At 66.7% G+C, this 11,547-nt stretch carries 9 protein-coding genes; 5 read left to right on the forward strand and 4 right to left on the reverse strand.

The genetic code is table 11. The features are described from left to right. Positions 1 to 5: 5 nt before the first annotated feature. The 4 genes from tkt to zwf are packed head-to-tail and all read left to right on the forward strand — an operon-like array spanning position 6 to position 5,680. Positions 6 to 2,060, forward strand: a complete 2,055-nt coding sequence (gene tkt, locus KQH53_14830; protein MCB2227952.1) for a transketolase — start codon at positions 6 to 8, stop codon at positions 2,058 to 2,060. A gap of 12 nt (positions 2,061 to 2,072) precedes the next feature. Next, positions 2,073 to 2,690: an HAD family phosphatase gene (locus KQH53_14835; GenBank protein ID MCB2227953.1), complete on the forward strand. Its 618-nt coding sequence runs from the start codon at positions 2,073 to 2,075 to the stop codon at positions 2,688 to 2,690. A gap of 12 nt (positions 2,691 to 2,702) precedes the next feature. Further along, positions 2,703 to 4,115 carry an NADP-dependent phosphogluconate dehydrogenase gene (gene gndA, locus KQH53_14840; protein MCB2227954.1) on the forward strand — a complete coding sequence of 471 codons (1,413 nt, stop codon included), beginning with the start codon at positions 2,703 to 2,705 and terminating at the stop codon, positions 4,113 to 4,115. 11 nt (positions 4,116 to 4,126) lie between these two features. Then, entirely contained in the window at positions 4,127 to 5,680 is a 1,554-nt protein-coding gene (gene zwf, locus KQH53_14845; GenBank protein ID MCB2227955.1) for a glucose-6-phosphate dehydrogenase, read from the forward strand. Here the strand turns inward: zwf and KQH53_14850 are convergent. The 3 genes from KQH53_14850 to KQH53_14860 are packed head-to-tail and all read right to left on the reverse strand — an operon-like array spanning position 5,677 to position 9,176. Beyond that, positions 5,677 to 6,249, reverse strand: a complete 573-nt coding sequence (locus KQH53_14850) for a methyltransferase domain-containing protein (protein ID MCB2227956.1) — start codon at positions 6,247 to 6,249, stop codon at positions 5,677 to 5,679. The two genes, zwf and KQH53_14850, sit on opposite strands and share 4 nt — an antisense overlap. Beyond that, entirely contained in the window at positions 6,246 to 6,998 is a 753-nt protein-coding gene (locus tag KQH53_14855) for a ubiquinone/menaquinone biosynthesis methyltransferase (protein ID MCB2227957.1), read from the reverse strand. The genes KQH53_14850 and KQH53_14855 overlap by 4 nt, the downstream gene beginning before the upstream one ends. 3 nt (positions 6,999 to 7,001) lie before the next feature. Further along, entirely contained in the window at positions 7,002 to 9,176 is a 2,175-nt protein-coding gene (locus KQH53_14860; GenBank protein ID MCB2227958.1) for a DUF547 domain-containing protein, read from the reverse strand. A 439-nt stretch (positions 9,177 to 9,615) separates the two neighbouring features. Here KQH53_14860 and KQH53_14865 point away from each other — a divergent pair, with 439 nt between their 5' ends. Then, complete coding sequence (locus tag KQH53_14865; protein ID MCB2227959.1) at positions 9,616 to 9,993, forward strand: hypothetical protein; 378 nt, start codon at positions 9,616 to 9,618, stop codon at positions 9,991 to 9,993. A gap of 194 nt (positions 9,994 to 10,187) precedes the next feature. On the opposite strand, the gene KQH53_14870 is transcribed toward KQH53_14865, so the two are convergent. Further along, a complete protein-coding gene (locus KQH53_14870; protein MCB2227960.1) occupies positions 10,188 to 11,453 on the reverse strand; it encodes a Glu/Leu/Phe/Val dehydrogenase in 1,266 nt (421 codons plus the stop codon). Positions 11,454 to 11,547 lie beyond the last annotated feature (94 nt).

The following is an 11,547-nucleotide window of genomic DNA, read 5'->3' on the forward strand; positions in this document are numbered from 1 at the left end:
GTAACATGAGCGACCCACGCAACGATCCCCTCCGGCCCGCTTCTCCCCTGGACGAGCAGTGCATCAACACCATCCGCTTTTTGGCGGTGGACGCGGTGGAGAAGGCCAACTCGGGCCACCCCGGCATGCCCATGGGCAGCGCGGCCAAGACCTACACCCTGTGGGACCGCTTTTTGCGTTTCAATCCCCGCGATCCGGACTGGCCCGACCGCGACCGCTATGTGCTCTCGGCCGGGCACGGCTCCATGCTGCTCTACGCCCTGCTCCACCTCACCGGCTACGACCTGCCCTTGGAGCAGATCAAAAACTTTCGCCAGTGGGGCAGCATCACCCCCGGCCACCCGGAAAACACCCACACTCCGGGGGTGGAGGCCACCACCGGCCCCCTGGGTCAGGGGATCAGCAGCGCGGTGGGTATGGCCATCGCCGAGCAGGCCCTGGCCGCGCGCTACAACCGGCCGGGACACGAGATCGTGGACCACTTCACCTACGTGGACGCCAGCGACGGCGACCTAATGGAGGGGGTAGCCTCGGAGGCGGCTTCCCTGGCCGGGCATCTGCGTCTGGGCAAGCTCATCGTGATGTACGACGACAACCACATCTCCATAGAGGGCGACACGGCCATCTCCTTTGACGAGGACCGGGGCGCGCGCTTCGCGGCCTACGGCTGGCAGGTGATCCGCGTGGCCGACGGCAACGCCGTGGCCGCCGTGGCCGCCGCCCTGGAGCAGGCCCGGGCCGAGGGTGAGCGTCCGACCCTCATCCAGGCGCGCACCCACATCGGCTTCGGCAGCCCCCACAAGCAGGACAGCGCCGACGCCCACGGCAGCCCCCTGGGCGCGGAGGAGGTGAAGCTGACCAAGGAGAACCTGGGTTGGCCTCTGGAACCCGCCTTCTTGATCCCGGACGAGGTGGGCGAGCACATGGGACAAGCCGTGGAGCGGGGCGCGGCCTGGCAGGCGGAATGGGACCAGAAGTTCGCGGCCTATGAGAAGGAGTTCTCGGAGCTGGCCGCCGAGTTCCGCCGCACCCAGGCGGGCCGCCTGCCCGAGGGCTGGGAGCGCGATCTGCCGGGGTTCGCGCCGGGCGACGGCCCCCTGGCCACGCGCAAGGCCAGCGGCAAGGTGATCAACGCGCTCTCGCCCCATCTGCCCGAGCTCATGGGCGGCTCGGCCGACCTCTCGCCCAGCACCAACACCATCATGAGCGGCAAGGGCGATTTCGAGCCGGGCACCCCCGAGGGGCGCAACATGCACTTCGGGGTGCGCGAGCACGGCATGACCGCGGTGCTCAACGGCATGGCGCTGCACAAGGGGCTCATCCCCTACGGGGCCACCTTCATGATCTTCAGCGACTATCTGCGCCCCTCCTTGCGCGTGGCCGCTCTGAGCAAAATCAAGATCATTCTGGTGCTCACTCACGACAGCATCGGCCTGGGCGAGGACGGCCCCACCCACCAGCCGGTGGAGCAGCTTTTGGGCCTCAGGTCGGTGCCCAACCTGCTGCTCCTGCGCCCGGCCGACGCCAACGAGACCGCTGCCGCCTGGCGCGCGGCCCTGGAGCACCAGGGCGGTCCGGTGTGCCTGGTGCTCACCCGCCAGAAGCTGCCCATCCTGGACCCGGCCGCGTATCCCGGCCTGGCCGAGGGCGTAGCCAAGGGCGGCTACGTGCTCAGCGAAGCCGAGGGCGGCTCCCCGGCCCTGGCCCTGGTGGCCACGGGATCGGAGGTGTCGCTGGCCCTACAAGCCCAGGCCCAACTGGCCGGGGAAGGCTTGGCCGCGCGAGTGGTGAGCCTGCCCGCCTGGGAGCTGTTCCGCGACCAGCCCGAGGCCTACCGCCGCGAGGTGTTGCCCCAGGGCCTGCCCCTGTTGGTCATCGAGGCCGGGGTGAGCCTGGGCTGGCGGCCCTATCTGCGGCCCGATCCCCTGGTGGAGGTCATCGGGGTGGACACCTTCGGGGCCTCGGCCCCGGGGCCCGAGGTCATGGCCCACTACGGCTTCAGCCTGGACAACGTGGTCTCGCGGGCCCGCGAGCTGCTGGCCCGGGCCAAGGGCGCCTAGGGAGGAGCGGGCATGAAACCAAGCATAGACACGCTGCTGTTGGACATAGGCGGGGTGCTGCTGACCAACGGCTGGGACCGGCACAGCCGCAAGGAGGCCTGCGCCAAGTTCGGCCTGGACCCGGAGGACACCGACGAGCGCCACCACCTGACCTTCGACACCTACGAAGAGGGCAAGCTCAGCCTGGACGAGTATCTGGAGCGGGTGGTGTTTCACCAACCGCGCCCCTTCGGGCCCGCCGAGTTCAAGGAGTTCATGTTCGCCCAGTCCGAGGCCCTGCCCGACATGCTGGATTTCATCCGCCGCCTCAAACAGGCCCACGGCCTGCACGTGGTGGCGGTGAGCAACGAGGGGCGTGAGCTAACCGAGCACCGCATCGCCAAGTTCCGCCTGCACGAAGTGTTTGATTTCTTCGTGAGCTCCTGCTTCGTGCACTACCGCAAGCCGGACCAGGACATGTACCGCCTGGCCCTGGACGGGGTGCAGAGCGCGGCGCACAAAACGGTGTACATTGACGACAGGCTGATGTTCGTGCAAGTGGCCCAGAGCCTGGGGCTGCACGGCATCCATCACCAGGGTTACGCCTCCACCCGGCAACAGCTCGCCGAGCTGGGCCTGGCGGACCAATAGCGGACGGGACATATGAGTAAAGACAAGTGCGACATAGGGGTCATCGGCCTGGGCAACATGGGCCGCAACCTGGTGCTCAACCTGGCGGACAAGGGCTTCTCCGTGGCGGTGTACAACCGCACCACGGAAAAGACCGACGAGTTCATGAGCTCGGACGCGGGCGGCCGCGCCATCCAGGCGGGGCGCACCCCGGCCGAGTTCGTTGAGCTCTTGGCCAAGCCGCGCGCGGCCCTGCTCATCGTGTCCGCCGGCAAGGCGGTGGACGCGGTGATCGGCGAGCTGACCCCGCTCATGGAGCAGGACGACCTGATCATCGACGGGGGCAACTCCCACTTCATCGACACCGACCGCCGCGCCGGGGAGGTGGAGGCCAAGGGCCTGGCCTACCTGGGCATGGGCATCTCCGGCGGCGAAGAGGGCGCCCGGCGCGGGCCCAGCCTCATGCCCGGCGGGCACCAGGCGGCCTATGAGCGGGTGGCCAACATTCTGCGCAAAACGGCGGCCCAGGTGGAGGGCGATCCCTGCGTGGCCTATTTGGGCAAGGGCTCGGCCGGGCACTACGTGAAGATGGTGCACAACGGCATCGAGTACGCCTTCATGCAGCTCATTTCCGAGAGCTACGACCTGATGCACCGGGGCCTGGGCCTGGCCCCGCCCGAGCTGCACCAGGTTTACCAAGGATGGAACGAGGGCGAGCTGGGTTCTTATCTATTGGAGATCACCACCGACATCTTCACGGTCAAGGACCCGGATACGGGTAACTATTTGGTGGACATGATCCGCGACCGGGCCCGGCAAAAGGGAACCGGCAAGTGGACCACCGACGACGCCTTGGATTTGCAGGTGCCCACCCCGGCCATCGACGCGGCGGTGATCATGCGCAACCTCTCCACCCACGACCGCCTGCGCGGGGAGCTGGCCAAAAGCCTGGGCCCGGCCGGCAAGCTGGCGGCCGGGCGGGACGAGTTCGTGCCCCTGCTGGGCGAGGCGCTCTACGCCGGGCTGATCCTGGCCTTCAGCCAGGGCATGTCGCTCATGGCCGCCGCCTCGGCTCAGCGCGGCTACGGCCTCAACCTGGAGGACGTGTGCCGCATCTGGCGGGGCGGCTGCATCATCCGGGCGCGCCTCTTGGAGCGCCTGCGCCAGGCCTACTCCGCCCGCCCCGCCCTGGAGTCGCTGCTCTTGGACCCCGAGCTGGGGCCCGAGGTGATGCGGCGCGCCCAGGGCCTCCGGGCCGTGGTGAGCGCCGCGGCCCAGGCCGGGCTGCCCGCGCCGGGCTTCATGGCCTCGCTGGGCTATCTGGACGCCATGCGCTCCGGCCGCCTGCCCACCAACCTGGTGCAGGCGCAGCGCGACTTCTTCGGCGGGCACACCTTCGAGCGCATCGACCGCGAGGGGATCTTCCATCACATTTGGCAGGATTGACGAGGCAGGGCATGAGCACGCGGGAAATACCGGAACCGACCATCTTCACCATCTTCGGCGCGGCCGGCGATCTGGCCTGGCGCAAGCTTATCCCGGCCCTCTACGACCTGTTCCTGGACGGCTGGCTGCCCGACAAGTTCAGCATCCTGGGCATGGGGCATCTGCACACCCCGGTGGACAAGTACATGGCGCATCTGCGCGAGGGGGTGGATCAGAACTCGCGCCTGGGCAAGAGCAAGAAGGGCGACTGGACCAAGTTCGCGGCGCATCTGGATTTCCTGGAAGCGGACCTGGGCCAGAAAAAGGCCTACGCCGAGCTGAGCCAGCGCCTGGACCAGATCGAGGAGAAATGGGAAGCCTCGGCCCAGCGGGTGTTCTATCTTGCCATGCCGCCCTCCATGATCGGGCCCATCAGCCAGGGCCTGGCCAAGGCCAAGCTGAACCAGAACCGGGAGCGCGCCCGCATCGTGGTGGAGAAGCCCTTTGGCTCGGACCTGGCCTCGGCCCGCAAGCTCAACCAGCTCCTGGCCAAGATATTCGACGAGAACCAGATCTTCCGAATAGACCATTTCCTGGGCCGCGAGACGGTGCAGAACATTCTGGCCTTCCGCCTGGCCAACACCATGTTCGAGCCCATTTGGAACCAGCACTACATCGACCATGTGCAGATCAACGTGCCCGAGGAGCTGGGCGTGGAGCACCGGGGGCATTACTACGAAAAGGCCGGAGCCCTGCGCGACATGATCCAGAACCACCTGTTGCAGATACTCTGCCTGGTGGCCATGGAAGCGCCCATCACCTTTGACGACAACGAGGTGCGCAACAAGAAGGTGGACGTGCTGCACGCCATCCGGCGCATCCCCCACGACCAGGTGCACGAGTACGCGGTGCGCGGCCAATACGGCGGCGGCTGGCTGGAGGGCGAGCACGTTGAGGGCTACCGCCAGGAGCCCAATGTGGACCCCGAGTCGCTCACCGAGACCTACGCGGCGGTGAAGCTATACGTGGACAATTGGCGCTGGCAGGGGGTGCCCTTTTATCTGCGCACCGGCAAGCGACTGGCCAAGCGGGTCACCGAGGTCTCCATCCAGTTCCGGCCGGTGCCCCATCAGACCTTCCCGCCCCGCGCCTTGCAGGGCCGCCAGCCCAACCGGCTGATCATCGCCATCCAGCCCGAGGAGGGAATCCTGCTGCGCTTCGAGTCCAAGCAGCCCGGCCCCTCCCTGCACCTGGCGCCGGTGATGATGCAGTTTTTCTATAAGGAGGCCTTCCACGCCAAGCCGGCCGCGCCCTATGAGACCCTGCTGTTGGACATCATGCGCGGCGACGCCACCCTGTTCATGCGGGCCGACCAGGCCGAGGCCGCCTGGCAGGTGATCCAGCCCATCCTGGACGCCTGGGGCGAGCAGCGGCCCACCGACTTTCCCAATTACCAGGCCGGTTCCTGGGGGCCCGAGGAGGCCGAGGTGCTCATCGCCCGCGACGGCCGCACCTGGGCGATGCCCACCATCCTGCAATGTCAGGAAGACCTGGCCACCTGCCGGGTGCACTCGGTTGACGATTAGTCTCTCCGCGCCGCGCCCACCATGCCCCACCAAGGTTTCTCCTGGCAGGCCACAAGGCTGAGGCCTGATTGGGCCAGGCCCTGGCGCAGCTCCGCACTGCGGAAGCGGTCTTCAGTGGGGTGGCGCAGGATGTGGCGCACCAGGGGGTTCAGATAGGTGGCGGGGTAATACTCTTCTATATAGTAGATGCCGCCGGGCTTGAGCACCCGGGCCACCTCGTGGAGAGCCCTCCGCCAGTCGGGCACGTGGTGCAAGAAGCCGAAGCCGAACACCGCGTCCAGGCAGGCGCTGCGTAGCGGCAGGGCCTCGGCGTCGCCCACCAGGGCCAGGTTGCCGCGTTGCCGGGCCAGGCGGGCCATGGCCAGGTCCAGGTCCAGCAGGTATAGCCGGCCCGGCGTGAAAGCGGCCCGCAACAGCTTGGCCCCCTCCCCCCGGCCGCAGCCTATCTCCAGAACCTCCGCGCCCGGCGGCAGCGCGGCCATGGCCCTCATGCGGCCCAGCACCCGGCGCTGCAAGGCCAGGCGCAGCGGGCTGTTGACCATCCAGCGCTCGGCCAGGTTGAGCTTCACGGTTTCACCGCCTGGTGGATGCAGGCAATGCCCAGGCTGAGCCGTTGCCAGGACACCCGCGCGAAGCCGGCTTCCTCGATTATGCGGCCCAGCCCTTCCGGGCCGGGAAAGCGCCTTATGGTGCCGGTCAAGTGGGAGTAGGTGCGCCAGGAGCCGGTGAAGACCCGCCCCACCAGGGGCATCATGAGCGCCGAATATAAATCGTAGAGCCGGGCGAAGCCTTCCGGCCTGGGCCGCGAGAACTCCAGGCACACCAGGCGGCCGCCGGGCTTGAGCACCCGGGCCATCTCGCGGAAGCCTTGGGCCATGTCCCCCAGGTTGCGCACCCCGAAGCCCACCATGACCCCGTCCAGGCTCGCGTCGGCCAGGGCCAGGCGGTGGGCGTCCCCCCGCGCGAATTGCACCCCGCGCCCATGCGGGCTGCGCGCGGCCTTGGCGCGGCCCAAGGAGAGCATGGCCTGGTTGAGGTCGTAGACCACCACGCTGCCCGAGGAGCGGCGGCGCTGGGCCAAGAGGGCCAGGTCCGCGGTGCCCCCGCAGATATCGGCCAGGCGCTGGCCGGGGCGCGAATCCAGGGCGGCCACGGCCCGGATTTTCCAGGCATGGTGCAGCCCCAGGCTCATGATGCTGTTGGCCAGGTCGTAGTGCTTGGCCACCGCGTCGAAGTGGGCCTGCACCAGGGCGCGGTGCTCCCGGGGGCCGGGGTCCGCCGCAGCTGGGGGCCGTATGAATGAAACTGGGCTGGCCATGGCCTAACGGTTCAGGTGCCAGTCGTGGAAAAGATACTCCACCCGCATCTTGTCCAAGTTGGCCAACAGATAGGTCTTGCGATCGCTATCGGGCATGAGCCCGGCCACGAAGGAGAGCAGCCCCGCCTGGCCGCCGAAATCATCCACGTACCAGGAGAACACCTCGGCCATGGCCACCCGGTTCTCTTCCGGGTCCACCAGCACCTCGGAGCTCACATAGGACGTGGCCGCCTCCTTGAGCTGCTCCTCCAGGTTAGCTGCTTGGTAAAAGCTGAGCTTGGGGCAGGAGCGGGCCCCGCAGGCCAGGGTGAAGTGCACCCTGAGGTCCGGGGGTTCCAGGCAATAGCGCCGCCGCGCGTCCCAGGGCAGGAAGGGCGGCAGCAAATGATGGGGCGCGCGCCGGTTGCCCCGCAGGATGCCGTGGGCCATGTCGGTGAGGCTGTAGCGGCGGCCGCCTACCTGGTAGGCCAGGCGGTCGAAGAAGTCGGGCACCTCGCGCACCGAGTTCTTGGGCTTCAGCTCGATCACCCCGTGGATCACCAGCATGTTGAACAGGTTGATCCAAAAGGCCTTGGCCTGGTCGCCCTTGCCCAGGGAGGCGGGGTCCAGCCCGGGCAGCAGGGACACCGCTTCCAGGTAGCGCCGGAACTGCTCTGAATGGGCGATGCCCGCGTAGTCCACCGTGCCGCGAATGCCGTCGAAATAGGCTTCGGCCAGCTCGCCGATGGCCCGGTTCACCGCCTTGGCCGGGTCGTCGTTGGTCTGTCGCGGTGCCTGGCCCGTGTGGTTGAGCACCCGGGTGTGGCCCAAACGGCCGCCCAGCACGATGCCCGGCAAATGGGGTTCCGCGTCATCCTGGCGATAGTAGTCGCTGAGCACGTCGATGAACAGGGCCGCGCTCCAGGAAAACTGCTTGGAGCCCAGGCCCTGGCCCTTGCGCGAATCGTAATACTCCCTAAAGCCGAAGCGGGCGGCCAGCTCCAGGATGTCCTTGCGCATGAGCTGAGCCTCGAAGAAAAAGCCGTACTCCTCCAGGCCCTGGGCCAGCATCCAGTTGATGTTGAGCCACACCGGGCCGCGCCAGTAGTTGACCTCGCTGTAGCCCTCGGCGGTCATGTCGTAGTCCGGGATGGTGAAGCAGTTGCCCTGGCGCAGGCCGCAGAAGCTCACCGAGTCCATCTGCTGGAAAAGGCGTTCGCTCTTGTCGCGGCTGATCACCCCGGCGTAGAGCGGCATGAAGCCCATGGCCGTGGGGCTGTCCAAAAAGCGCCCGGCCCGGAGATCGTAGGACTCGAAGCGGCCGTAGTCTTGCGACCACAGCTTTTCCCGGATGCCCTTTCCGGTCTGCTGGAACCACTCCTCGATCTCGCCCTGGTCCTGGCCCAGAATGCCCGCGATCTCCTTGAGGGCCCGGTTGTCGCGGCACAGGATGCTGTTGAAGCCGATGTCCTGCACCAGAAAGGGGCACTCTTGCTGGATGGCCTTCTCGTCGTACTTGAGCCGCCGGAAGAGGTCCACCAGATAGACGTAGCGGTCGTAGTCCTGGTCCGTGGGCCGCTGCTTGGCGTCCACCCCCTTGTCCAGGTCCTTGCGCTGGAAAGGCGGCAGGGAAACCTTGCTCAGGTCGATGGCCTCCAAGGGAACGTCCCAGGCCGGGGCATTGTCCCGCCCCGACTCCCAGGGATGGCGAATGTAGACCAGGCCCTCGCGGCCGGGGTCGCGCTCCCGGTAGAAGTAGCGGTGCCCGGCCAGGAGCTTGGGGAACATCTCGGCCAAAAAGCGGCGGCTGTCCTCGCGGTCCTGGCTGAGGCGGTGCAGACGCAGGCAGGCCACGGCGTGCAGGGGCGGCATGGTGATGCCGCTGGTCTGGCGGCCGCCGGGGCACTGCCAGAAGTCCGGCTCCGGGAAGTAGCCCCCCAGGCGTTGGGGGTTGAACACGATGTGGGGCACCATGCCGTCCGGCCACTGCCCGGCGAACAAATGCCGCAACTCCTCCCGGCCCCGTTGGGGATCGTAGTTGGCGTAGCCGATGGCGATGAAGGCCGAGTCCCAGTTCCACTGGTGGGGGTACAGGCCCCTGGCCGGGCGGGTGTAGCCCTGCATCCAGTTGCCCGCCAAAACCTCCTTGGCCTGGTCCAAATGCTCCTCAAAGGGTCGTTGCGGCGAAAATAAACTCATCCCTCTCCCGGCATGTCTGGAGTGCGAACCTGGCCTTATTATGCCTGTCCCGTGCGCCTCAAAGCCAATCCAGCCCGGCGGGAAGGGACTAAGGCGCGATTTTTTGCCCTTAAATACCCTAAGCCCGGCGCGGACGGGGGGCTGGCCGCGGCTGAACCGCGTTCATTACCCGGCCCGATGTGTAACATTTATTTTGCCTCTTAAATACGCTTTCCTTAGAATTAATAAATAAAGAGTGATCCGCCATCGAGCGGCCGTGCCCGGCGGGCCGCGCGAGACGGAGTGAAATAGTCTGCCATGTTTAACGGTTTTCTTAAGTACCAGCTTTATCGAAAAGCTGGAGCAACTCAACCAGCGGTAGTAAAGGACGGATGAATCGATGAAAAAGAGCTTTTTGGTATTTGCCTTGATCGCGGTGATGGCTTTGGCGATTCCTCTTATGGCTCAGGCTGAAGCCAAGCCCGATGCCACGGTGCAGTTCAAGACCCACAACGTGGCGGTGGGCGTGGGCGTCAGCTGGGGCGACGGCACCCTGACCTACAAAGGCAAAGAGTACAAGTTCAGCATCGATGGCCTTAGCCTGGTGGACCTGGGCGTGGGCGACGTGGAGGCCAAGGGCAACGTCTACAACCTGAAGAAGGTGGAAGACTTCGCGGGCACCTACTCCTCGGTCAAGGCCGGCGCGGCCTTTGGCAAGGGCGTGGCCGCCGAGCAGCTGATCAACGATGCCGGCGTGAAGATGAACCTGACCGCCAAGCAGCAGGGCGCGCGCCTGACCCTGGCCCCCGGCGGCATGAAGATCAAGCTCAAGAAGTAGCGTCCGGGGCCCTGCGGCCCTTTTCCCAAGCCTGATCAGGCCGGGACCGCAACACCCGCGAGGGTAGTGCGGTCCCGGCTTTTTTCTCCCGCCCCGGCGGCGCGGCCACGAAAAAAGAGCGGCCGGGGCTGTCACCCCAACCGCTCTTGAATGCCGGCCGCCGCGCCCAAAAACGGCGGCCGGCATGTATCCCCCTACGGGAAGACGCCGCGCACCCGCTTGGCGTCGGCCACCCGCTCGATGGCCAGCATGTAGGCGGCGGTGCGCATGTTCACCTTGTGCTTTTGGTAGATGTCGTACACGTCGTTGAAGGCCTGAGCAATGACCCGCCGCAGCTGGCGGTTCACGTCGTCCTCGGTCCAGAACAGCTTTTGGATGTTCTGCACCCACTCGAAGTAGGAGACGGTGACCCCGCCCGCGTTGGCCAGGATGTCGGGCAGCATTATGACCCCGTTGTCAAAGAGGATGTCGTCGGCCAGGGGGCTGGTGGGGCCGTTGGCCCCTTCCACCACGAACTTGGCCTTGATGCGCCCGGCGTTGTCCTGGTTGATCTGCCCTTCGATGGCCGCGGGCACCAGGATGTCCACGCCCAGCTCCAACAGCTCGGCGTTGCTCACCGCGTCGCTGCCGGGGAAGCCCTCCAAGGCGCCGGTGCGCTGGTGGTGCTCCTTGAGGGCCGTGAGGTCCAGGCCCTTGGGGTTGTACACCCCGCCCCGGCTGTTGCTGATGGCCACCAGCTTCATGCCCGCCTCGGCGAAGAGCTCGGCCGCGTAGTAGCCCACGTTACCGAAGCCCTGCACCGCCACGCTCTTGCCGCTCAGGTCCACGCCCAGGGCCGCGGCCGCCTCCTGCAAGGCGTAGAGGCAGCCCATGGAGGTGGCCTTGAGCCGCCCCAGGGAGCCGCCGATGGACAGGGGCTTGCCGGTGACCACGCTGTTGCAGGTGAAGCCCTTGAACACGCTGTAGGTGTCCACGATCCAGGCCATGGTCTGGGGGTTGGTGTTCACGTCCGGGGCCGGGATATCCTGCTCCGGGCCGATGATGGGCGATATCTCCCAGATGTAGCGCCGGGTCATGCGCTCCAGCTCATGGGGAGACATGCTCTGGGGGTCGCAGGTCACTCCCCCCTTGGCCCCGCCAAAGGGAATGTTGACCACCGCGCACTTCCAAGTCATCCAGGCGGCCAGGGCGCGCACCTCGTCCAAGTCCACCTGGGGATGGTAGCGGATGCCGCCCTTGCCCGGCCCGCGCAGGGTGTTGTGCTGCACCCGGTAGCCGTTCAGGATCACCGTCTCGCCGTTGTCCAGGCGCAGGGGAAACTTGACCGAAAGCTCGCGGCGGGGGGCCTTGATCTTGTCCAGGATCCAGGGCTCCACCTCCAGCTTTGCCGCCGCCAGATCGAACTGGAGGTCATGCATCACCAGGGGCTTGCTCTCGTCGTACTGCTTGTTCTCGCTCATAGCACAGTCCTCTCCCTTTCAGGCCAGGCGGTCCTTTGCCCGGCCCTCGAACGAGTGCCTTGATTAGGGGAAGCAGGCTGCCCCGGAGCCGGCC

This window comes from Desulfarculaceae bacterium (assembly GCA_020444545.1).
In the GTDB taxonomy this organism is placed as follows: domain Bacteria; phylum Desulfobacterota; class Desulfarculia; order Desulfarculales; family Desulfarculaceae; genus Desulfoferula.